This is a genomic window from Bacillus sp. FSL K6-1338 (genome assembly GCF_038006965.1).
GTDB classification, from domain to species: Bacteria; Bacillota; Bacilli; order Bacillales; family Bacillaceae_G; genus Bacillus_A; species Bacillus_A thuringiensis_S.
In genome coordinates, this window is record NZ_JBBOWI010000001.1 from 3498403 (window position 1) to 3521212 (window position 22810).

Below are 22810 nucleotides of genomic sequence, written 5' to 3' on the forward strand. Positions count from 1 at the left end.
TACCTCGCTAGTCTTCTACTTTCTCAAATAATAGCGCAATCCCTATCCCGCCTCCAATTCCTAATGTAGCAATTCCATATTTCATAGACTCTCTTTGTGCCTGATAAAACAAACGTGTTACAAGCATAGCACCAGATGCACCGTACGGATGACCGAGCGCAATTGCTCCACCATTTACATTTACTTTTTCGTACGGAATTTGTAACTCTTTTGCGCAAGCAACAACTTTTGAGGCGAATGCTTCATTTATTTCAAAATAATCGATGTCCTCTACTTTTACATTCATTTCGTTTAATAATTTGTTCACCGCAAATATCGGACCAGTCCCTGGAAGCTTGGGATCCACTCCCACTACAGCACTACGAACGAAACGAAGGACAGGTTTATAACCTAACTTTCGGGCTTGTCCCTCTTCCATTACAAGAACGGCACATGCTCCATCATTTACACCGCACGAATTACCTGCCGTTACTGTTCCATTTTGTAAAAATGCGGGCTTTGTTCTTTTAATGATTCGTTCATAATTCATTTCTAGCTTTATAGATTCATCTAATAATCCATTAAAAGAAAATATTTCATCATGTATATATCCTTTTTCTAACGCTTGCAGTGTCCGCTTATAACTAAGACAAGCATACTCGTCTTGCATTTCTCTCGTTATGTTATAACGCTCCGCAACATATTCAGCCGCTACTCCCATGTCAGGATCACCAATTGTTTCAGGTGAAAATCGTGCTCTTTTTTGAAAAGGTGACGTACTTGTACTCTCTACTCCCCCGGCGATATAACACTTACCTGCCCCGCCTTGAATGAGATGACACGCAGTTCGAATTGCTTCTAAACCAGCACCACATTGCCGATCAATCGTTACACCAGGAATATGATAGCCAAGTCCCGCCTCTAAAGCAGATAGTCTCGCAATATTCCCTCCTGGCCCCACAATATTCCCTAACATGACATCGTCTATTTCTCTCTCAATCCCTTTACTTAAAAACGTAAGAAGCGGCGTTACTAATTGCTGAACTTCATACTCTTTTAACATCCCATTCTTCTTACCGATAGGTGTTCTTTTCGCCTCTACAATAACTGCTCTATTCATATATTTTCTCCCGGTTTTCAATCATACTTTTTGCTTCCATACGAGCGATTTTCCCACTATTTGTATAAGGTATTCCATCTACAAAATGCCATTCTTTCGGTATTTTAAAAGAGGATAATCTCTGTAAGCAAAAACTCTTTAATTGTTGTTTCGTAGCACTTCCTTTTACGATCGCGAGGGGCTTTTCACCCCAGTAACTATCTTTCACACCAATTACAACTATTTCATCAACAGCTGGGTGTTCATGTAATACACTTTCTATTTCTTCTGGATAAATATTGATTCCTCCAAATAAAATCATATTCTTCTCTCTACCAACAATATATATAAAGCCTTCTTCATCTTCATAGCCTACATCTCGCACTGTCATCCAGCCTTCTGCATTCAACTCCCGTGTTAAAACCCCATCTATTATGTATCCCATAAAAAACTGATCACTTTTCACATAAACAGTTCCTATTTCACCTTTTTGTACTTCTTCGCCTGCTTCATTACATATTCGAACTTGCACATTATGACAAGGTTTTCCTACTGAATTTGGCCTTCTTTCGCTTTCTGCATCGACTAGTGCTGTTACAAAACTTAACTCTGATGCACCATAAAATTCATATCTTTTCGCATAAGGAAATATATTCTTTATTTTTTCTTTCGCTTCAGCTTCCCATTTCGCTCCTGACGAAATAATTTTCACTTTATTTTCTATTACTCTATTTTCTTTATATAAAGATTCAAGCATTGTCGGAACTGTATACATAACTGATATATTTTCAGTTTCTAACTTATCTAGTACTTGATTTGGAATGAACTTTCTCATAATGTACACCGTTTGTCCTACATATAATGCACTTATTGCCCCGTATAAGAAAAGAGAATGAACGAGCGTCCCAGCTATTAAAATCGAATCCTCCCTTTTCATATGAAAGTCATGTACATTACAATCAAAACTATGAACCCACGATTGTTGTGCACGTAAAAATGCTTTTGCTGTTCCTGTTGATCCTGATGTAAATCCCATATAAAAAGGAGCATTTTGTAAACTTTCTACAGGATTATATGTAGGAAGATAGTTCTCTATCATTCTTTTCCACTCATCAATTTCAATTACTCTTCCTTCTTCATCCGGTAGATCATTTACCTTATATCGCTCTGTCACAATCACATCCGGATTACTAATTGCAATTCTTTCTTTGAGCTCATCCTCTTTCCACTTTATATCTAACGGCACACAAACCCATCCAGACATCGCAGCCCCAGCAAATAGTTGTAAAAACTCCATACTATTTTCTAATACAATTGCTATCGTTTTATTCTTCGATTCTTTTTCATTCAACCAGTTTGCTACTTTACATACTGACTCAAACCACTCTTTATATGTTAATACTCGATCATTTTCCTTTATTGCTATTTTACTTGATAGTAAAGAGGCATACTTTTTATATTCTTTTGTAATCCCCATTTGAGACGTCCTTTCTTTACAAAATAATAAAAAGAAACACGCAATGAACGTGTTTCTTCTCTTTCTTATCCCGCATTTGTATATTTCCCACTCTTTAGAGCAGGCGTAATAATATGTTTCAATGAACGATGTAATTTCGTTACAAGAATTGCTGCTATAATCGCTTTTATGCAATCACCTGGTAAAAATACGACACTCACTTTCATCGTCTGCCATATAGAAATATCCATTACGAATGCTTGTACAATGATACCAAATACATAAACTACGAAAATACCACCAATTATATTAATGCATAATACTTTTATAATAGAAACTTCACGTAAACGCTCAATTAAATAACCAATAACAAATGCTCCTACAATATAACCAAGTAAATATCCTGCGCTTGGCCCAACAAATATACCTGGACCACCTCGTCCACCTGCAAGTAATGGTGCCCCAACTCCAACAATAAGTAAGAAAATAAGCTGACTTAACGCACCAAGACGTGATCCTAACAATCCACCAGCAAGCATAACACCGAGTGATTGTAATGTAATCGGAACTGGTGTAATAGCAAGAGCAATTGGAGGTATTAACCCTAACACTCCCATAATAGAACTAAATAAAGCGACGAAAACTAAGTTTTTTGTATTCATATTTGCTTCTCCTATTTGTAAACTTAAAACGATTTTTAGATAACATATTATAGGAGTTATATTATCTTTCTATTTAGTATTTGTCAACTTATTTTGAATATAGGTTTACAATTATTTTTTCAATTATTTCTCCTTATGCAAATGCTCAAGTTCTTTCCGAAGCGCCTGTTTTAAAAACTTCCCAACAGATGTTTTCGGAATTTCCTGCATAAATACAATATCGTCTGGTAACCACCACTTTGCAAACTGTGGTTTTAAAAATTCATATAGTTCTTCTTTTGTAACAGTGCTATTTGCCTTTTGTACAACGCAGGCAACTGGACGCTCTTGCCACTGCGGGTGTGGAACTGCAACAACGGCCGCTTCAAATATAGCATCATGTGCCATTAAAGCATTTTCAAGGTCAACTGAGGAAATCCATTCTCCCCCGCTTTTAATAACATCTTTCGTACGATCAACAATTTTCACGCAGCCTTCCTCGTCAACTGTAACAACATCACCAGTATATAACCAACCGTCTCGGAATCCTTCGACAGTACGATCATCGTTATAATAGCTTTCAGCAATCCAAGGTGCTCGTAAACATAACTCTCCCATCTCAGTACCATCCCACTTCACTTCACCGTTTGTACCGACTACTTTCATCTCTACACCAGGGACAAGATATCCTTGTTTTGAGCGGATTTCTAATTGCTCTTCATATGATAATTCTGTTTCATAACTTTTTAAACGTGCAAGTGTTACGAGTGGGCTTGTTTCAGTCATACCATATGCATGTACGAAAGGAACATTATATTTTTGTTCAAATGCTTTAATAACGCTTTTCGGTGCAGCAGCACCACCGCATAATATTCTCGTTATACTAGATAAATCGTAACTATTATTTTCTAATTCTTGTAATACACCGAGCCAGATTGTCGGCACACCTGCTGCTATCGTTACTTTTTCAGCTTGGATCATCTCTAATAAAATTTTTGGAGTAAACATTGGTCCTGGCAGAACTTGTTTAGTTCCAAACCAAGTAGCTGCAAAAGGAAGTCCCCAAGCGTTCACATGGAACATCGGTACAATTGCCATCGCCGCATCACTTTCCGATAAAGCAGCTGTATCCGCTAAACCGAGTGCCATACAATGCAGTACAGTACTACGATGCGTATATACAACACCTTTTGGATTCCCTGTAGTCGCTGACGTATAACACATACCAGCAGGTGTATTTTCATCAATATCTTTTACAAATTGGAAATTTGGATCGCCTTCTTCTAATAGTTTTTCATAATGATATACAGGTTCTAGCGTAGTATTTGGAAGTTCATCTTTATCAGTCATAATAATGTAGGCTTGTACAGTTGATAATTGTGATTGAATATTTTCAACGAGTGGTACGAGATCTTCATCTATAAGTAGAATGTGATCTTCTGCGTGCTGAATAATGTATGAAATATGTTGAGGAGATAAACGAATATTAATTGTGTGCAAAACAGAAGCAATACCAGGAATAGCAAAATAAGCTTCCACATGTCGATGATGATTCCACGCTAACGTTCCTATACGCTCGCCTTCTTTAATTCCTAATTTTTTTAACGCGCTAGAAAGCCTTCTCGTCCTTTCACCTAACTGCTTATACGTTAACGTCGTAACTGTATCATGTGTCCGTGAAACAATTTCTTTCTTTGAAAACAGTTTTTCTGCTCTTTCCATCATAGAACTAATTGTTAGCGGTACATTCATCATCATATTGGTTATATCCCCCTTTAAAGCGTTTTCATTTTTTCGTTTATTATAACAGACTTCTACAAATGATTACGACATTTTTCTGTATTTTCTGAATTATTTCTTTGGAAATAATTCAGAAAATACTAAGAGAAAATATATTAAAATTCCTTCTTACGATATATAAATATCGAAATGAAATAAGAAAAGATATATATGATAACGCCAAATGTTGTATATAGAATTGAAACGTATACAGATGAATTTAAATTTGATATTGGAAATTGTTCTATTAGATATCCAATTACACTTTGTAATCCAAAATAAGTAACAAGTCCCCCACATGCGCCTCCAATTGTAATAGCATCAGATTTTTCTGCTCCAAAAACATAGAGAAGCGGATAAGCTATTGCTCCGGCATTAAGAATGATGAACGTCCCTAAAGAAACACTCTTAAATATACCATCATCAATTGGTGTATCTGAAACTAAACCATGTACATAAAATATGCCATACGATAATAAAGTACCAATAATTACAACTAAAAAATAGAAAAGATAGTGACTTTGTACAATATTATTTCTAGTAACCGGTAAAGTAAGTACATATTTTTCATACCCCGACTTACTCTCATATTTAATAACCTCAAGTGCAGGAATTGCAGCAAAAAAGATAATAAACGTAGCAATTAAACGGTACATTGAAGCATCACCAAAATAAAAAACGCATCCGGCTCCTAATATCGCTATTCCCATGAACGTAAAGAAAGTTCGATACACTAGATAATAGTTTGTCAATAATAAACCTTTCATTTATTTTTCACTCCTCGTTAATAAGACACTCATTTCTTCTATCGAGATGGTTCTATGAGCAATATCACTTGGTAATTTATGCACATCTGATACAAGTACATTGAAATAAGAACCATTATTCCTTTTCACCACAACTATATCTTTGTTGATTAAAATTAGTTGTTCCTCATCAACATCTACAATGGCATAATTGTCCAAAACCTTATCCTTTTCTTCATTCAATAAAATTTCTCCATCTTTTATCACAATAAGGTGACTAGCTATTTTTTCTACATCACTCATAATATGTGAAGAAAGTAATATACCACCATTACTTTTATTCACAAAACTTTTTAATTCCTCTAACACCTCCTCCCTAGATGAAGGATCAAGACCTCCTGTCGCTTCATCTAGAATTAATAATTTTGCATTATGCGACAATGCAACAGCTATAGTTAGTTTCATTGACATTCCACGCGAGAATTTACCTACTTTCTCATTAGTAGGTAAAGAAAAAGTATTAACTAATCGATAAAAATTATCTTGATCCCAAGATTCAAACATCTTTTTAAAAACTTTGTTTAATTGCTTTATCGTAAGATGAGCCGGTAGATTCATAGCATCAAATACGACTCCAATCTTCCCCTTATTCTTGGCATCTTTATTTATATTCTCTTCACCAAATATTTTTACTGTACCGCTATCTTTAGAAATTAATTCTAGTACTGTTTTAAATGTTGTTGATTTACCTGCCCCATTGTCACCAATGAATCCAATAATTGCCCCTGATGGCACATTGAATGTAACATCTTTTAAAACAACGTTGCTTCCAAATGATTTACTTAAATTTTTAATTTCCAGAATGTTTGACATCATTTCACTCCTATCTTAGCTTTTAATAAAATAGATTTTCTCCTATTAAAAATTATCCACTTTATCTCTCACTTTCTTTTTTAGTTTAAAAATAATACGATTGCTATATTCTTTATTCTCTACTAAAATCCGATACATCTCCCACACTCCTACAACACGAACAAAAAGATAGATTCCAATCGCAATAAGTACAACACAGTATGGATAATACTGTACTAATTCTCCTGAAGTGATATGCTTTTTCTCAAATAAAAATGGTATCGCTCCTGCTGCTATAAAACAAAATCCAACGATCATTACTGCAGCATACTTCTTCTTAATTACTTCATATCTTTTTGTCAATTCTTTTAGAAAGTTTTGATCAAATAGTAGTTCTTCTTTTTTTAATACATTGTATCTACTCTCTTCTATTGTTACAGGTACCATCATTGCTCCAATTCCAAGGACAGCAATGATAATAACAAGGAATGTCGAAATTGTTGCATTTTCTTTAAATAATAAATACGGTATTGTAGATAAAATGAGCAAACTAAATCCTAGCGCAATATATTTAGAAATTTTTTGCCCATACACTATATACCCTTCTGCCATTTCCTGACTTACGTAATAGCCCTCCACATTTTCATTACTTTGCTCAGCAGTTTCTTTTAATAAATAGTCGAGTGATACTTCAAATACCTTTCCAATCATTATTAACTTTTCAGTTTCAGGAAATCCTTGACCGTTTTCCCATTTACTAACTGCTTGCCTTGTTGTTTTTAATTTCTCAGCTAACACTTCTTGAGAAAGACCCTTTTCCTTTCTTAATTTAAAAAGCTTCTCACCAAATTCCATATGTGTGTCCCCCTTCGTTTTCTTAACTAAATTGTATGTAAACATTGTCACTATCTCTATCTTCCTACGGTTGCACTTTGTCAACTTACGGTTGCGATTGTGTTATATAGCGGTTTTGTATACGATTTAGCTATTTTCCTTCTAAAAATATGGTGTTAATAAACCTTCACCTTTTAATAACCAATTATAACAATTAAAGGTAATTATTGTTATAAAAAAATAAAAACTCTCTTATTCATTTAAAGGAGTTTTTAATATGAAATATTTCATTTATCCATATATCTTTCTCGAGATATACAATATCTTTTCGTGTCACGATACTTACCTTTAATGAACATATTTTTTTGAATCGTGCACTCGTACTCCATATTCAAACGTTTCATTAATTTTTCAGATGCTTCATTTTCTGAATCACATCCCGCTTCAATACTATTAAGATACAAATCATGAAAACCATAGTAGAAAAAAGCTAACGCAGCCTCGGTAGCTAATCCTCTTCCCCAATATTTTCGAGATAAGGCGTATGCAATTTCTGCTGTATGTGTGACCAAATCATATTTTATAAATCCACACGTGCCTATAAGTTTTTTCTCCTCTTTTAATACAATTCCAAGAGGTGCTACTTGCCCTTCATTATATTGACCCACAATTTCTTCTACATAGTTATATGTGTCACATAACGATCGATGAGCATCCCATACAGTAAAAGTTGTCATCTCTTTATCTGTAGCATACTCGTATATATGTAAACTATCACTCATATTCATTTTCCTTAACATAAGTCGTTTCGTATACAACGTTGGATATGACCACTTCCCAATAATCATAACGGCTTCTGCTTAAACTTTTCATAATGTCGTACTTTTAATAGAAGGATATTCCCGCAATCTGTACAAATATAAGCATCCACCGGTGAAGATGTGAACATCGTTTCCTTTTTCCGTATTTGTGCATATCCGACAAACTCACCTTCTCCTATGTTTTGAGAACCACAATTAGAGCATGCCTGCACGGCTTTTTGTTTCATGAGAGCACCACCTTTAATCTGTTTCCACTCCCTTCGACAGCTCACTTCCATTTCCCTTCCAAAAAACCTCTTATTCTCTCACATTTCAACAGGAATCTCAAAACAAAAATCGTATATATACCATGAAATATATTTATTAATGGAGGAATTTTATGACTACTGTTATAACACTCGATATAGCCACAGAAATTGAAAACGCAGAAATACATATGCTCTCTTCTAGACTAAAAGCATTACAAGCATTAGCTGAAAATCCAATGCAAGTACAAATGAAAAAGTTCGGGAGTGCCACTGCCTTTTCATCAAAAATAATTGCTGGTCCAGCTTTTAATACGGTAAAAGGTATTACATTTACAAATACAGATGAGATAGATGAAATCGTCTCTTATTATCAATCGCTACAAATCCCTTGTCGTTTTGAAATTACACCCGCTCAAGGTACAGCCAAATTATTTCAATACTTATCTCAAAGAGGATTTTACCAATCCAGCTTCCATACCGCTTTATATAGTATACCGAGAGAAGACCCTTCCCTTCTTCCTTCTAACATTTCAGTACGCGAACTAAAAGAAAATGAATTTCATATTTTTGCAGACATATACGTACGCGGATTTAACATGCCATCCTTTACAAAAGATGGCGTCCATCAAAATAACGAAATTCTCTACAATAAACCTGGCTGGCATTTTTTCATAGCCGAAGTTCAAAACACTCCTGCGGGTATTGGTGTCCTGTATATAAATAATGGGATTGCATCATTAGCTGCTTCTGCTACTTTGCCAGAATTTCAGCGTAAAGGCTGTCATACTGCATTAATTCAAAAACGAATAGAGACGGCTATTGAATCCAACTGTAACTTAGTAGTTGGACAAGCAAAGTTCGGTAGCAGCAGTCAAAATAATATGGAACGTGCCCATATGAAAATTGCTTATACGAAATCAATATGGACTGCAAAAGACATGTAATTTACATTCTTTCTCTTCTCATTACAATTTTATACATTTTATGACACTTTCTTTTCTATCCCATTAATCATTTGAATATTCAAACTATATTTGTTACGCTATTACTAGATACATCATTCAACTTGCACTATGAAAAGAGAATTCTAATCAAACTACAAGGAGGAGAAATGTATGACTAAACATGATCATGGTTTAAAAGAAAAAGTAGAAGGTGCTATTGATAAGGTAAAGGGTGAAGTAAAAGAAGTTGTTGGGAAAGTAACTGACAATAAGAAATTACAAGCTGAAGGAAAATGGGATAAGGTGAAAGGCACTGCTAAAGATACAGTTGGTAATGTGAAAGAAAAAGTACATGAATATAAAGAACATAAGAAAGAAAAATAAAAAAGAGCCCATCGGCTCTTTTTTATTTTCCTTCATTCTTCTCTAACACGTATAAATCTTCTTCAATATTCGTTAATTTCTCACTTACAAGCTTTCTTGCATCTCCAATTGCTTGATTGTATGCAAATGGTCCAACTAATTTAATCATCTCTTCTATTAAACGCTCTGCTTGGAAACGTCCAATTTCATCTAAATCTTCTTCCATGAAAAATTGCTGAATTTGTGCTACAAGCTCTTCTTTTTTATCATTTGGTATTTTTATATTCATCATCGTTGTTACTCCTCTATATTTAAGATAATATCTTCCTTAACTCTACCATAGAAAAACGATTACCAGGACAGCTTTTTGTAACTCCTTCTAACTCCCTATGACCGAGTATATTCTCTTTCTTTATAGCAAATTTCTTCATAAATATTTTACATAAAGAATATAATGCATTCACTTGTGCAGGAGTTGGATCGTATTTATCAAAATTTCCCGTCATACATATTCCAATTGTATGGCGGTTATGATCTTTCGCATGCGCTCCAATATGTAAACCTCGTCCTTCCACTACAGTTCCGTCCTCTTCGATAAAATAGTTGTAACCAATCCCACTCCACCCTTTTACAGTTTGATGAAATTCATGCGTTTTATACACGTCCCATCCATCTTCAGCTGTATGGTGAATAATCAGTTTGTTTACTTTTTCTAAAGGAACTAATTCATCTTGAAATGTTAGATTGACACGTTTAATTTCCATTTGAACTGCCTCCTCTTAAAAATCAATCATAATAATCGTTTTATCATCTGGTCTTATTCTCTTTTCCCCTTCCAGCTCTTCAATGATTGCTACATATTCGTTTATACTATTCTTTCTTATATATGCAACTGTTTGTTCGAGTGGCCAATCTGGGTGAAATAACCCGTCTGAACAAATAAAAATTCCACTCACTTCATCTATATGTAATTCACCATGTTGTAAATAATGTATCGCTTCTTTCATTCCATTTGCAACTGAATAACCATTTGGCATATTTGCAAGATAACGATTGTACTTTAACTGTTCTCGAACATCTTGAAAAACATGTTCCTCCGGGACAGATAAACCTTTCTTACGATCTTCTTCCCTCTTCCTTTTTGCTCGGTTACTAATTCCTTTAACTGTGTCTTTCGTTAATACTTGCATCGTTCCATTTTGAAAAGTTGCGACAATCATACAGTCCCCAAGCTGCGCATATTCAATTTTCTCACCATCTATTTGAACTGCCGCAATACATGTACACCACAAATGATCTTTCTTTCTCGTATCTACTTTATATTCCAACATTTTGCTTTGCAATGCTTCATTTGCTTTTGCAACTGCAAATCGTAACCTATGATTCTCTCGTAATGAAGTAAAATAACTTGCAAATAAATGCGAAGCGATGTATGCTCCATTATGTCCATTTTCATCACCAAACGGGACAAGTGGTGTTGCACCGTCACATACACCATAAATCTTTTTTTCTTTATTACAAAAATAAGAATCCTCACATTCTTGCTTCAACGGGCTTTTCTGTTGATATGTTTTTATCTTCACAACTGTATCCCCTTTCAAATAATAAAATACTCAAATTCTTTTGATTAATCTAATTTACCGAAATAAACTGTTTTTACCCAAAACTTTCAATATCATATATAATCTTGAAATAATATGAATTTTTCAGTGAAGGACGGGAAAGAAATGGTCAGATTCCTTGGTGTTATTATCGGTTCTATTATTATTGCGGTTGCCTTTAATCTTTTCCTTATCCCCCACAAAATTTTAAGTAGTGGAATTGGCGGAATTGCTATTATTTTAGGAATTGTAACCCCTGTAAACACAGGCATTATTAACTTTGTATTAAACTTACCTATCCTTATTTTAGGGTACATAGGTCTTGGAAAAAAAGTAATTTTTAACACAGTTGTCTCTGTAGTTGTATTATCTGTTGCATTATACTACGTTCCAGTAAAAGTCGTAGCAACAGATCCATTGTTATCTTCTATCTTCGGAGGTGTCATCGCCGGAGCTGGTATTGGTCTTGTTTTTAACTGTAATGGATCCACTGGTGGATTTGATATTATCGGTATGCTTTTATCCCGCAAGCGAGACATTAAACTTGGCGGATTCCTTATTATTTTAAATGCAGTCGTTGTAATAATCGCAGGATTCTTCTTCACCTGGGATGTTGCACTTACAAGCTTACTTTCAATTTATGTAACTGGTAAAGTAATTGATGCTGTTCATACAAAACATCGTAAAGTTACACTTATGATTGTAACAAATGAAGCAGAAAAAATGAAAAAACAACTTCTTTCAACTGTTGTACGTGGAATAACGTTACTTGATGGCGAAGGTGCTTATTCAAGCGAGAAAAAGCGTGTACTTATGACCGTCGTTTCTCGTGAAGAATTAGCAAGTATGAAACTAACAATTTCTGAAATCGACCCGAATGCATTCGTTAATATTACAGAAACTGTAGAAGTATTAGGACTTTTCAGAAGAAGTTAAAGACTAGGTGGGAATCCACCTAGTCTTTATTTTGCATAAATTCAATTCGGTTTCCAAATGGATCTGACACGTAAAATCGAATTACATCTGGCCGTGCATAATCATCAATCACTTTAACACCTTGCTCTATAAGTGTTTGCTTAAATTCATTAATTTCATTCACATAAAAAGCTGGATGAGCCTTTTTAGCTGGTGTAAAGTTCCGCTCCACACCAATATGGATTTCTTGATTTCCGCATTTAAACCAACATCCACCTCGTTTTTTCAACTTTTCTGGCTTTGGAATTTCTTCCATACCAATCGTATTCCCATAAAAATCACGCGCCTCTTCTTCACACCCTACAGGTGCAGCTACTTGCACGTGATTAATCCCTTGAATATAATTTTTCATTTTCTCTCCCCCTCCTCTACCCTAATGTTATACGGAAAACAGCCGTCTGTAACTTACAAGAGGTTTATAAAACAATATAAGCTCCCCTTATTAACATCCTGCATTCACCTTGCAAAAAATAAAAAAAACAAAATTTATTCTATAACTTCCATTTTTTATAGAAATACACATTACATCTATATTATAGTTATGAATAGACAAATCTTTTTAGATGCTATTTGTACGGAGGAACTATTATGAGTCGTAAAAAATATTCACCAACTCAAAAAAAACGTCATCCGAACATTTCTAGACGTTTGCGAAACCATATACAAGATCGTTCATTAACAGAAATGTACGCATCTCTGTTCGAACACAATCCTGATAGTATTATTTCATTAAATTTAGAAGGAGTTATTCTACATATAAATCCTTCTGCCGAAAGAATATTAGGTTACACTTCTTTAGAATTAGAACAGAAAAATATTACCTCTATTTTAGAAGCCCATATTTCTGAGCAAGTATTACAAAATATAAAGAATACTGAAGCGGATAATCAACAAGAGTATATCTTATCTATTTATCATAAAAATGGATTCTTATTAGATGTTGTGACAAAACTAGTTCCTATTTTTGTTCAAAATCGTCTTACTGGCGTATATGCTATTATGAAGCCGCTTGAAAAATCAGAAAGAATTGAGAATATGCTAAAAGAAAGTGAGAAGAGATTACGTACATTAGTAAACTCCATGCCTGCCTTTGTTATATTTAAAGATCATGAAGGGCGCTGGCTTGAGGCAAATGACTACGCACTTTCTTGCTTCAATTTCCATCATGTACCTTACCATGGGAAAAAAGATAGCGAACTCATTCAATATAATGAAGCATACCGAGAAGCTTTTTTACATTGTGAAGAAATTGATGAACTAGCATGGCAACAAAGACAAATTCTTCATGGCGAGGAATTTATTATACATAGAGATGATTTCGATCTAATCTTAAGTATATCAAAAGTCCCGCTTTATCATCCTGACGGTTCTCGCAAAGGTCTTATCGTGATGGGGAGAGATGTTACTGAGCTAAAAGAAACTGAAAAGTTATTACGAAAATCTGAGAAGCTCGCAGTAGTCGGACAACTGACAGCTGGAATTGCCCATGAAATTCGAAATCCACTCACTTCTCTAAAAGGTTTTCTAACGTTGCTCCTCCCTGAAATAAATGAGGAGCAAAAATGGTATATCGATGTTATGTTAAGTGAGATTTCACAAATGGAATCCATCACGAGTCAATTTATGGCGATGTCTAAGCCACAAGTATTATCTATCCAAACTTGTAACATACAAACTTTAATTGAAGAGGTAGTTACATTTATTTTACCGACTGCAATTATGCATAGCGTTCATATCATCATGGATCATTTTGATTACGTATATGATATTCAATGTGACGGTAACCAATTAAAACAAGTTTTTATAAACATATTAAAAAATGCGATAGAAGCGATGCCAAATGGCGGAAATATTTTCATTCAAACAAAACCATTAGAGGATAATTTCATCTTAATACGAATTATCGATGAAGGTTGTGGCATTCCAGAAGATCGTATCTCCCGTCTAGGCGAACCTTTTTATAGTTTAAAAGAAAAAGGCACAGGACTAGGATTAATGATGTGTTACAAAATAATTGAAGAACATCATGGTAAATTACACATTTCAAGCGAATTAAATAAAGGTACGATTGTTGATATTGAGCTACCACTTTCTTCATCTCATCTTGCAATCCAGTCTTAAATAAAAAAGAAGCATCTGCTAATCGTTAGCAGATGCTTCTTTTTTAAAATGCTTTGTCATACCACTCTTTTGCTTTTTCTACTTCACCCATCGTTAATTGATGCCCTCGATTTTCCCAATGTATTGTTACATTCGCGTTTGCATTTTCTAATAGTACCTTCAATTCCTCGGACTCTGCTGATGAACAAATTGGGTCATTTGTCCCAGCAGCAATAAACACAGATTTCCCTGCTAAATTTGCTAATTGCATTCCTCTTCTTGGTACCATTGGGTGATGAAGCACAGCACCTTTCAATGCATTTTCGTAATGGAATAATAAGCTTGCTGCGATATTTGCCCCATTCGAATAACCGATAGCTACAATGTTATTTCTATCGAATTTATATTCTTTAGCCGCTTCATCTAAAAATTCATTTAATTCCTTCGTACGGAAAATTAAATCCTCTTCATCAAAAATGCCTTCTGCTAATCGGCGGAAGAAACGCGGCATCCCATTCTCTAACACATTTCCCCTAACGCTTAATACCGGCGCTTCCGGATCAACTATTTCTGCAAGTGATAGTAAATCTAATTCATTACCACCTGTGCCATGAAGTAATAACAACACTGGTTTTGACGTATCTTTTCCTTTTTGAAAAACATGTTTCATCATAATCCTTTTCCCCCTTCAATCACTTTAATCTAAATTTCTCACTTCAAATGGTAAAAGCGTTTGTTCAATCTGTTTTCTATGTTGTTCATATTGTTCCGGTAACTTTAATTCCTCACCCATCGTCTCTAACGATTCATCATGAGCGAAACCAGGAGGATCTGTTGCAATTTCAAATAAGATTTCACCATGTTCTCTAAAATAAATCGCGTTAAAATAATTTCGGTCTTGTACAGGAGTTACGTGATATCCAAAACGAGTCATATGCTCTTTCCAGTCTAGCTGATCTGCATCGTCACTCGCTCTCCAAGCAATATGATGAACTGTGCCAACGCCCATTTGGCCACGACCGATTGTTGATAATTTCAAATCAATAATATTTCCAATGTCAGCAGAAGAACGGAATCGAACAAATTCACCCTCTTCTCCAATTTTCTCAAGACCCATAATATGTTCTAACAATTCAGCTGTTTTTTGAGGCTGTGCAGATAAAAGAACAGCACCTCCAAACCCTTTAATTGCTACTTCTGGTGTAACTTCTCCAAAACTCCAATTATTTAATTCGCCTTCTTCTCTTTCAACTAATTCTATATGCAAACCATGCGGATCATCAAATTCTAAATACTGTTCTCCAAAACGAGTCATTTTTGTATACGAAACATCGAATTTTTCTAATCTATTTTCCCAAAACTCCATTGCACCTTTTGGTACAACGTAAGACGTAATTCCTACTTGACCATCTCCAATAATACCTTGACGAGCACCTGCCCATGGGAAAAACGTAATAATTGTTCCAGGCTTTCCTCCTTCATTTCCAAAATAAAGATGGTACGTACCTGGATCATCAAAATTCACTGTTTGTTTCACTAAACGTAACCCCAATACACCAGCATAAAAATCTACATTTTCTTGTGGATGTCCTACGATTGCTGTAATGTGGTGAATTCCCATCGTTTTCTTTGTCATTTTCTCCGCCCCTTTTTATTTCATTTTAAAAACTTTTATTCATTAAAATTCATTATTCATTTTGTCCATACTGAAAAGTAAAATCCGTCATTATAATCTTATCTCGAATTCGAGATATTAATTATAATATCACACTTGAATGTCTACTTTATCAAAATCATCTCAAATTCGAGATAATTCTCAAAAAATATTTACTCTATTTAAAATCTGTATTCGTAACATAAATTATCTTGAACTCAAATTTATTATAAGTTACTTACTTTTAGTTGTCAACGAATTCCGTATTTTCATTTTAAATAAAAAGAGAGTAAACGCCAGTTTCGTCTACTCTCTTCGCTAATTATTTCGTTTCCTCTTCCAGCACTGCTTCCATCTCATTAAATTCACGATGAACTGCCTTAACGGGTTCTTTCGTTAATAAACTTACAACGATAACAGTTAATAAACTACAGAAGAATCCAGGTACCATTTCATACATAGTCGCTTTTAAACTTGGAATTTGTACCCATGCTATAACAACTACTGCACCAACAATCATACCTGCAAGAACGCCCCACTTATTCGTCCTTTTCCAATATAAACTTAATAAAATAGCTGGTCCGAATGCTGAACCAAATCCAGCCCAGGCATAACCTACAAGTGTTAAAATTGTATCACTTGGATGATACGCTAAAACAACTGCGATCATAGCTACTACTAATACTGATAATCTACCGATAAATACAAGTTCTCTGTCACTTGCGTTACGACGGAAAAACGTTTTATAAAAGTCTTCCGTTACTGCACTTGAAATAACAAGTAATTGTGAGGAAATACTACTCATAATCGAAGCCAAAATAGCTGATAATAAAAATCCTGTAATGTATGGATGGAATAAAATATTTGAGAATGTTACAAAGACCATTTCTGGGTCTTGTAATGTCGCATTATTTTTAGCATAATAAGCGATACCAATTAGACCAGTAAGCATTGCACCTATAATTGAAATCGTCATCCAACCGATACCGATTCTACGAGAAGTTTTTAAATCTTTAATAGAGGTAATTGCCATAAAGCGGACAATAATATGTGGTTGACCAAAATACCCAAGACCCCATGCTAAAAATGAAATAATACCAAGTATTGTAGTCCCTTTAAACATATCTAAATGTGATGCATCAACTTGCTTAATCGTATTGAATGTTTCTGTTACACCACCGACATCCGTAAAAGCAACAATTGGCACTAGTACAAGCGCAATAAACATAATACACCCTTGCACAAAGTCCGTCCAACTTACGGCTAGAAAACCACCAAATAGTGTATACGCAACAACGACACCCACTGTTACAAATAAACCAATTTTATAATCAAGGTTAAAAGAATTTTCAAACAAACGTCCACCTGAAACTAAACCAGCCGACGCATAAAATGTGAAAAATACTAAAATGACGATAGCGGAGACAAAACGAAGTATTTTCGTACGATCTTTAAATCGATTTTCTAAAAAGTCTGGAATCGTAATTGAATCATTTGCCACTTCTGTATACGTTCGTAAACGCGGGGCAATGATTAAATAGTTTGCATAAGCACCTATTAATAAACCTATCGCAATCCATACACTTGATAATCCTGTTGCATACATCGCACCAGGTAATCCCATTAGCATCCAACCACTCATGTCAGAAGCACCAGCTGATAAAGCTGTAACTGCTGGACCGAGTCCTCTTCCGCCTAACATATAATCTGATAAATCGGATGTCTTCTTATAAGACCAATATCCGATATACAACATACCTGCCATATAAATAGCAAGCGAAACCATAATTTCAATCTTCACCAAATCTCTCCCTTAGCCCATAAGCCATTCAAAATTTCGAAAAATGACTTTTTCTATTTTCTTGTATTCGCTTATGGTTCCCTACCTTAACAAACATTTTTTGTTCTTTCAAGTGAACGAGCACTTTTCATTACATGTGAAAACCTTTATAAACGCCTTTATCCCAGTGGATTACAATGATTTTTCAAGAAATTCAAGTAAAAATATTCAGAAAATTAAACGATATTTTTTTCACACCTTATTTTCATTCGTTTACCCGATAAATTTTAAAAGAAAAAGCCATACAAATGTATGACTTTTAGCTTATTGACATCTCAATTTTCTCTTTCTCTACATATACTTTACGAAATTTCATATAGCATCCAATACGCCAGGGTACTATATAACAAACCGCAAGAGTGTAGAAAAGAATGCCAATTGACTTTGGATCTAAACCTTGTAAATGTCTTCTAAAATAAGCACGTAAAAGAACGATAACTAAAAATGTAGCAATAAAAGCGATACTTTTTTTCGCATAAATTTGGCCATCTTCTCTAACTTCATACCCACTTAAAATAATAAGTGGAATTGACAATAACAGACCGATCCCAGCAGCTATACCAATTTGCCAACCAACAAGTTGTATCGGTGCAGCATATAAAGAAAAACCTGGTAATAAGAAGAATAATGGCAATAGTAATCGTCTTCCTTTATTTTTAATTGGTCGATTCATAGAACGCATGCGTCTAAATATAACGAGCCCTATGACGAGTAAAAAAATTGTAATACTGTACGAACCTTGCTGCAAGTAAATCTCTCCCTAAAAATAGTCATTTTTAAAAACACTTCCCTATTATACTCCTAATTTTTCCAAACAATATGATTATTCCTCTGAAAAATCTTACATATCAAATATACTTTTAGATTTGATTTACTATAGGAAACAATTCCGAAAGAGGAACTACTCTCCCCATCTCGTCTTTAAACACAATATGCTCTCTAGTTAAATGGCGCGGGCTCTTCACTCCCGCTGCCGCTGCTAATGAAAATAAACTATATCTCATACTAATAATATAATTCATGACTCGCCACTTCTTCTCATACGGATCTAACGCTTTTTGATAATGCGGATTCGTCGTGGCTACACCAGATGGACATTGGCCAGAATTACATTGAAGGGCCATAATACAGCCGCTTGCCATCATAAATCCGCGGGCTGAACTTACAGCATCCGCTCCAATCGCTAAAGCAATCGCCACTTTATCTGGTGTGATTAATTTCCCCGATGCAAACACTTTGAATTTGTCCCGAACACCATAATGATTCGCTGTATCAATACATGTCAGTAACGCTGGAATAAGCGGCATTCCCATACTATCTGCCATCGATTTATACGTCGCTCCTGATCCACCTTCTGAACCATCAATTGTAATGAAATCTGGATAGATATTTAACTCTTTCATCGTTTTAAATAAATCTTCCAAAGGCTCCTGCTGACCAATTACAATTTTCATTCCAACTGGTTTACCGCCGCTTTCTTGCAACTGTTGAATAAAACAAAGTGTATCCGTTGCATTCTTTAAAAATGAAAATCGATTCGGTGAATTAATCGTCTCTCCCTTTCTGACGTTGCGAACAGAAGCAATTTTCTCATTTACTTTTTGTCCCTCTAGATGACCACCACGTATTTTAGCACCTTGCCCAAATTTCAATTCGAATGCTCTAATATTACTTTCTTTTGCTTTCTCCCTGAATTTTCCCATTGAAAAATTACCGTCCTCATCGCGGTATCCAAATAACCCTGGACCAATTTGCGCAAGGATATTTGCTCCTGTATGTAAATGTTCTGGAATAACGCCACCTTCACCAGTATTAATCCACGATCCGCCTGCCATTTTTGCTCCAAAACCACTCGCTAAAATATAATTTTCTCCAATCGCGCCGTAAGAAGTCGCAGATGCACCAAACATACCATGTAGCTTCCACGGATATTTACGGTTCTCACCGACTATAATTGCATCATCTTCTTCGTACAGCCAAAGATTCGTTGTATCCGCTGTCAATTTTTCTCTTCTTGAAAATAACCCTTCTTTATGAATCACGTACTTTTTACCTTCTCGCTCTTGCGTGAGATTCACACTTAATTCCTCAGTCAATATCGGAAATAATGTATTAGCAATATAATAGCCAGAAGCTTCAAAATCTCGTTTTGATCCAAAACCAAGTATTTCAGAGCGATATTTCGCTAAAAACATAACACTTTGAAAATCATAACGTGAGAAAGGCTTTCCATCCGTATCATGATCAAACCAATATTGTCGAAATTCAGGCCCTATCTTTTCCAGTAAGTAGCGCATTCTTCCTAAGTATGGATGTAACTTTAAAATAGAATGATGTGTTCGTTTTTTTATAAAAAATGTAATGATAAAAAAGACGATTAAAAGCAACATTAAAAATAGTAATATACTAATAATAACGAGTAGCGTTTCACTCATCCCGCTTCCCCCTATAAAATCCCATAATAAAAGGAGAACACTCGATGTGTTCTCCTTTTATCTTTATTCATACTAACGTAACAAGATGCTCTTTCGCGTCATATTCAACTAAACTTTCAGCATGTTTAATTCGATGAACAAAGTCTGGATTAGCAATTAACGGTCTGCCGAATGCCACTACATCAATCGTTCCTTCTTGCAACGCTTCTTCGGCCTCTTTCGGATTTAAATTACCAACCCCAACAATTGTACCATCCCAATATTTTCTTACTAGTTGATGAAAATTCTTTCCGTCAGCAATTTCTTGCGTATAATTCATCGTTGAAGGATGGATCATCGTTAATCCAACTTCTTTGAACATATTTACGAACGTTTCAATTGCAAGCTCAGGATTTTCCCACATATAAGTAGGATTATCACCTTTGAAAGCAGAGAAGCGAAGAAGTGTTTTATTAGCTCCAACAGCTTCTATTACAGCAGCCGTTACTTCTTTCATAAACGTTAACCTTTGTTTTAAATTACCGCCATATTTATCTGTTCGCTTATTCGCAGAGTCATACGTAAATTGATCAATTAAATATCCGTGTGCACCGTGAATTTCTATTCCATCAAATCCAGCTTCGATTGCATTTTTCGCAGCTTGTGCGTATTGACCAATCACTTCTTGTATTTCTTCTAACGTCATTGCTTCTGGCGTATCAAACGGTTTACGAAAACGTGGAACATTTCCCTCTGCAGCGATAGCAGATGGTGCTTGCGGCATTTGGCCACCAATTATTTCATGATGACTCATACGCCCAACATGCCATATTTGAGCAATAATCGTCCCGCCTTCTTTATGTACTGCCTCTGTAACAGGTTTCCAAGAATCGATTTGTTCTTGTGTATAAATTCCTGGTACTCCTGGATTCCCTTTCGCTCTTGGACTAATGACAATTCCTTCTGTAATAATTAATCCAACTCCGTCAGCAGCACGCTTTCTATAGTATTCCACTACATCAGCACCCACTGCTCCAGTCTCATTATCTGCAAAGCATCTTGTCATTGGTGCCATTGCTATACGATTACGAAGAGACCAAGCTCCAATTTGAATTGGATCAAACAACTTTGTTTCTTCAACGTTTTCAAAAGATCCCCCAGCGTTTACATTTGTTCCTTCATAAATACTCGCTGCTTTATTACTTGAACTTGTCATCTTTCTTCCCCCTAAAAAATCTTACTATAATCGCATCATACTTACTTTTAGATAGTAACGTCAATTTTTACGACTTTACAATAAAAAATTCGAATATAAAAAAAATAAAATGCTATAAATAATATTAAAAAGGTTTCCTTAGAAGGAAACCTTTTTTGTTGAACATATATGGTTGTCAATTCATTTATCTCTTTAATATAAAAAATACCTTATCAATAGAAGTGAATATGGTTCAGTATTCTTCTAAAAATAATAACTTATATACCTAAAACAATGAAAGCCCTACCTCTCTTTCATCCTTACGGCTCCTCGTCCGTGCCAGTGTGAATCAGGATTGCAAAAATCAAGTAACTATTTTATCGAAGTATTCAATTAAACTTCGAACATTCATAAATGAAATTAAAAAATAAAAATGGATTTGATTGTAGTAATAACAATAGAGGTAATGCTCTAAAAGTGGTGTGAAAGAGTTGAATGTCTTTGAAATGATAAATTTTCTATAATTATGTTCCCAAAAAATTCAAGATCTTTTTTGGGATATAATACATTATTTGTAATGAACCTTAACAAAAGCTTTTTATCTGATTTTCTGTGATACCTTCAATTAATCCCAGCTCACTAATCAAAAATTCATATGCGTTATCTAACATCTTCTTTTCGCTTGCATTAAGTGCTTTTTCTTTCTGTATACGCATTAAATCACGCACAACTTCAGCACCTTCTTGCATTTTACCCGTCTTTATTTTATCAGTGTTCAATTTATACCTTTGTTTCCACGTAAGTAATCTATCTGACTCCCCATGTTGAAAAATATCCATTATGTGTACTAATGCGGTTATATCCGTAACTGGTCGTATATTCGAATTCGATATTCTCCCTGCTGGAATCATTAGTTCCATATTACTAGCCGACATTTTTATAACATAATACTGTTGTTTTTCTCCTGAGATTTCCTTCTCTTCTATGGCTTTAATTATACCTGCTCCCTGCATTGGATAAACAATGTTATCGCCAATTTGAAACAAATAATCCACCTCCATATATGGTAACCTTCTCAAGCTTAACATACTTTTAGTTTTTTAGCAAAAATTTTATTTTATCATAAAATTATTTTACAAGTCAACACTTCAGAAGCAAGAAATTAAATTTACACAATACACTATAACAACCCGCAATTTTATTAACGGTTCCATACACATTCATTCTCTTTTAACATAAAAACACATCACTACTTTTGAGTAGTAATGT

The 22810-nt window shown here is 34.8% G+C and carries 24 protein-coding genes; 4 read left to right on the forward strand and 20 right to left on the reverse strand.

Annotated features, from left to right (window positions below):
• Window positions 1-7 precede the first annotated feature (7 nt).
• The 9 genes from NZ044_RS17835 to NZ044_RS17875 form a co-directional block, all read right to left on the reverse strand.
• Entirely contained in the window at window positions 8-1099 is a 1092-nt protein-coding gene (locus tag NZ044_RS17835; RefSeq protein ID WP_001078011.1) for an acetyl-CoA C-acyltransferase, read from the reverse strand.
• The gene (locus tag NZ044_RS17840; RefSeq protein WP_042595444.1) at window positions 1092-2555 is read right to left on the reverse strand and encodes an acyl-CoA synthetase; all 1464 of its coding nucleotides are present in this window, start codon (window positions 2553-2555) and stop codon (window positions 1092-1094) included. Before NZ044_RS17840 ends, NZ044_RS17835 begins: the two co-directional genes overlap by 8 nt.
• Before the next feature lie 65 nt (window positions 2556-2620).
• On the reverse strand, window positions 2621-3196 hold the full coding sequence (locus NZ044_RS17845; RefSeq protein ID WP_001093320.1) for a biotin transporter BioY: 576 nt from the start codon (window positions 3194-3196) through the stop codon (window positions 2621-2623).
• 123 nt (window positions 3197-3319) lie between these two features.
• Window positions 3320-4933: a long-chain fatty acid--CoA ligase gene (locus tag NZ044_RS17850; protein WP_042595448.1), complete on the reverse strand. Its 1614-nt coding sequence runs from the start codon at window positions 4931-4933 to the stop codon at window positions 3320-3322.
• A gap of 137 nt (window positions 4934-5070) precedes the next feature.
• Window positions 5071-5721, reverse strand: coding sequence for an ABC-2 transporter permease (locus tag NZ044_RS17855; RefSeq protein WP_086390007.1), 651 nt, complete (start codon window positions 5719-5721; stop codon window positions 5071-5073).
• A complete protein-coding gene (locus NZ044_RS17860) occupies window positions 5722-6573 on the reverse strand; it encodes an ABC transporter ATP-binding protein (RefSeq protein WP_098505500.1) in 852 nt (283 codons plus the stop codon). It abuts the gene before it with no gap.
• A gap of 45 nt (window positions 6574-6618) precedes the next feature.
• Complete coding sequence (locus NZ044_RS17865; RefSeq protein WP_086390005.1) at window positions 6619-7407, reverse strand: helix-turn-helix domain-containing protein; 789 nt, start codon at window positions 7405-7407, stop codon at window positions 6619-6621.
• A 266-nt stretch (window positions 7408-7673) separates the two neighbouring features.
• On the reverse strand, window positions 7674-8234 hold the full coding sequence (locus NZ044_RS17870; protein ID WP_118961762.1) for a GNAT family N-acetyltransferase: 561 nt from the start codon (window positions 8232-8234) through the stop codon (window positions 7674-7676).
• Window positions 8231-8485, reverse strand: coding sequence for a hypothetical protein (locus NZ044_RS17875; RefSeq protein WP_003260719.1), 255 nt, complete (start codon window positions 8483-8485; stop codon window positions 8231-8233). The genes NZ044_RS17870 and NZ044_RS17875 overlap by 4 nt, the downstream gene beginning before the upstream one ends.
• A gap of 101 nt (window positions 8486-8586) precedes the next feature.
• On the opposite strand from NZ044_RS17875, the gene NZ044_RS17880 reads away from it, so the two are divergent.
• Both NZ044_RS17880 and NZ044_RS17885 read left to right on the forward strand, forming a co-directional pair.
• Entirely contained in the window at window positions 8587-9399 is an 813-nt protein-coding gene (locus tag NZ044_RS17880) for a GNAT family N-acetyltransferase (protein WP_000214258.1), read from the forward strand.
• Between the two features lie 171 nt (window positions 9400-9570).
• The gene (locus tag NZ044_RS17885; RefSeq protein WP_000160410.1) at window positions 9571-9783 is read left to right on the forward strand and encodes a CsbD family protein; all 213 of its coding nucleotides are present in this window, start codon (window positions 9571-9573) and stop codon (window positions 9781-9783) included.
• Between the two features lie 22 nt (window positions 9784-9805).
• On the opposite strand, the gene NZ044_RS17890 is transcribed toward NZ044_RS17885, so the two are convergent.
• From NZ044_RS17890 to NZ044_RS17900, 3 genes are read right to left on the reverse strand one after another with little or no spacing between them, the layout of a single operon-like run.
• On the reverse strand, window positions 9806-10054 hold the full coding sequence (locus tag NZ044_RS17890; RefSeq protein WP_000981064.1) for a DUF2164 domain-containing protein: 249 nt from the start codon (window positions 10052-10054) through the stop codon (window positions 9806-9808).
• Between the two features lie 19 nt (window positions 10055-10073).
• Window positions 10074-10526 (reverse strand): peptidoglycan recognition protein family protein, encoded by a 453-nt coding sequence (locus NZ044_RS17895; protein ID WP_000403997.1) that lies wholly within the window; start codon window positions 10524-10526, stop codon window positions 10074-10076.
• 15 nt (window positions 10527-10541) lie between these two features.
• Complete coding sequence (locus NZ044_RS17900; RefSeq protein WP_002162635.1) at window positions 10542-11363, reverse strand: protein phosphatase 2C domain-containing protein; 822 nt, start codon at window positions 11361-11363, stop codon at window positions 10542-10544.
• A gap of 126 nt (window positions 11364-11489) precedes the next feature.
• On the opposite strand from NZ044_RS17900, the gene NZ044_RS17905 reads away from it, so the two are divergent.
• On the forward strand, window positions 11490-12299 hold the full coding sequence (locus tag NZ044_RS17905; RefSeq protein WP_000251344.1) for a YitT family protein: 810 nt from the start codon (window positions 11490-11492) through the stop codon (window positions 12297-12299).
• A 19-nt stretch (window positions 12300-12318) separates the two neighbouring features.
• On the opposite strand, the gene NZ044_RS17910 is transcribed toward NZ044_RS17905, so the two are convergent.
• On the reverse strand, window positions 12319-12690 hold the full coding sequence (locus tag NZ044_RS17910) for a VOC family protein (protein ID WP_000800779.1): 372 nt from the start codon (window positions 12688-12690) through the stop codon (window positions 12319-12321).
• A gap of 236 nt (window positions 12691-12926) precedes the next feature.
• Here NZ044_RS17910 and NZ044_RS17915 point away from each other — a divergent pair, with 236 nt between their 5' ends.
• Window positions 12927-14459: a BA3702 family sensor histidine kinase gene (locus NZ044_RS17915; protein WP_000087650.1), complete on the forward strand. Its 1533-nt coding sequence runs from the start codon at window positions 12927-12929 to the stop codon at window positions 14457-14459.
• A gap of 43 nt (window positions 14460-14502) precedes the next feature.
• On the opposite strand, the gene NZ044_RS17920 is transcribed toward NZ044_RS17915, so the two are convergent.
• The 7 genes from NZ044_RS17920 to NZ044_RS17950 form a co-directional block, all read right to left on the reverse strand.
• Window positions 14503-15111 (reverse strand): alpha/beta hydrolase, encoded by a 609-nt coding sequence (locus NZ044_RS17920; RefSeq protein WP_097890515.1) that lies wholly within the window; start codon window positions 15109-15111, stop codon window positions 14503-14505.
• 24 nt (window positions 15112-15135) lie between these two features.
• On the reverse strand, window positions 15136-16074 hold the full coding sequence (locus tag NZ044_RS17925; RefSeq protein WP_000163260.1) for a ring-cleaving dioxygenase: 939 nt from the start codon (window positions 16072-16074) through the stop codon (window positions 15136-15138).
• 340 nt (window positions 16075-16414) lie between these two features.
• Window positions 16415-17893, reverse strand: coding sequence for a sodium/proline symporter PutP (gene putP / locus NZ044_RS17930; protein WP_000687593.1), 1479 nt, complete (start codon window positions 17891-17893; stop codon window positions 16415-16417).
• A gap of 298 nt (window positions 17894-18191) precedes the next feature.
• Complete coding sequence (locus NZ044_RS17935) at window positions 18192-18680, reverse strand: cytochrome c biogenesis protein CcdC (protein ID WP_001183916.1); 489 nt, start codon at window positions 18678-18680, stop codon at window positions 18192-18194.
• 112 nt (window positions 18681-18792) lie between these two features.
• Window positions 18793-20367 (reverse strand): FMN-binding glutamate synthase family protein, encoded by a 1575-nt coding sequence (locus NZ044_RS17940; protein ID WP_000005159.1) that lies wholly within the window; start codon window positions 20365-20367, stop codon window positions 18793-18795.
• A 67-nt stretch (window positions 20368-20434) separates the two neighbouring features.
• Window positions 20435-21562, reverse strand: coding sequence for an alkene reductase (locus NZ044_RS17945; RefSeq protein ID WP_000204594.1), 1128 nt, complete (start codon window positions 21560-21562; stop codon window positions 20435-20437).
• Window positions 21563-22125: 563 nt separating this feature from the next.
• Window positions 22126-22587, reverse strand: a complete 462-nt coding sequence (locus NZ044_RS17950) for a CarD family transcriptional regulator (protein ID WP_170264802.1) — start codon at window positions 22585-22587, stop codon at window positions 22126-22128.
• Between the last annotated feature and the right edge of the window lie 223 nt (window positions 22588-22810).

Coding starts and splice junctions, on each gene's coding strand:
- NZ044_RS17835 (WP_001078011.1), bottom strand. CDS start 1,099: ATGAATAGAGCAGTTATTGTAGAGGCGAAAAGAACACCTATCGGTAAG.
- NZ044_RS17840 (WP_042595444.1), bottom strand. CDS start 2,555: ATGGGGATTACAAAAGAATATAAAAAGTATGCCTCTTTACTATCAAGT.
- NZ044_RS17845 (WP_001093320.1), bottom strand. CDS start 3,196: ATGAATACAAAAAACTTAGTTTTCGTCGCTTTATTTAGTTCTATTATG.
- NZ044_RS17850 (WP_042595448.1), bottom strand. CDS start 4,933: ATGATGATGAATGTACCGCTAACAATTAGTTCTATGATGGAAAGAGCA.
- NZ044_RS17855 (WP_086390007.1), bottom strand. CDS start 5,721: ATGAAAGGTTTATTATTGACAAACTATTATCTAGTGTATCGAACTTTC.
- NZ044_RS17860 (WP_098505500.1), bottom strand. CDS start 6,573: ATGTCAAACATTCTGGAAATTAAAAATTTAAGTAAATCATTTGGAAGC.
- NZ044_RS17865 (WP_086390005.1), bottom strand. CDS start 7,407: ATGGAATTTGGTGAGAAGCTTTTTAAATTAAGAAAGGAAAAGGGTCTT.
- NZ044_RS17870 (WP_118961762.1), bottom strand. CDS start 8,234: ATGATTATTGGGAAGTGGTCATATCCAACGTTGTATACGAAACGACTT.
- NZ044_RS17875 (WP_003260719.1), bottom strand. CDS start 8,485: ATGGAAGTGAGCTGTCGAAGGGAGTGGAAACAGATTAAAGGTGGTGCT.
- NZ044_RS17880 (WP_000214258.1), top strand. CDS start 8,587: ATGACTACTGTTATAACACTCGATATAGCCACAGAAATTGAAAACGCA.
- NZ044_RS17885 (WP_000160410.1), top strand. CDS start 9,571: ATGACTAAACATGATCATGGTTTAAAAGAAAAAGTAGAAGGTGCTATT.
- NZ044_RS17890 (WP_000981064.1), bottom strand. CDS start 10,054: ATGATGAATATAAAAATACCAAATGATAAAAAAGAAGAGCTTGTAGCA.
- NZ044_RS17895 (WP_000403997.1), bottom strand. CDS start 10,526: ATGGAAATTAAACGTGTCAATCTAACATTTCAAGATGAATTAGTTCCT.
- NZ044_RS17905 (WP_000251344.1), top strand. CDS start 11,490: ATGGTCAGATTCCTTGGTGTTATTATCGGTTCTATTATTATTGCGGTT.
- NZ044_RS17910 (WP_000800779.1), bottom strand. CDS start 12,690: ATGAAAAATTATATTCAAGGGATTAATCACGTGCAAGTAGCTGCACCT.
- NZ044_RS17915 (WP_000087650.1), top strand. CDS start 12,927: ATGAGTCGTAAAAAATATTCACCAACTCAAAAAAAACGTCATCCGAAC.
- NZ044_RS17920 (WP_097890515.1), bottom strand. CDS start 15,111: ATGATGAAACATGTTTTTCAAAAAGGAAAAGATACGTCAAAACCAGTG.
- NZ044_RS17925 (WP_000163260.1), bottom strand. CDS start 16,074: ATGACAAAGAAAACGATGGGAATTCACCACATTACAGCAATCGTAGGA.
- NZ044_RS17940 (WP_000005159.1), bottom strand. CDS start 20,367: ATGAGTGAAACGCTACTCGTTATTATTAGTATATTACTATTTTTAATG.
- NZ044_RS17945 (WP_000204594.1), bottom strand. CDS start 21,562: ATGACAAGTTCAAGTAATAAAGCAGCGAGTATTTATGAAGGAACAAAT.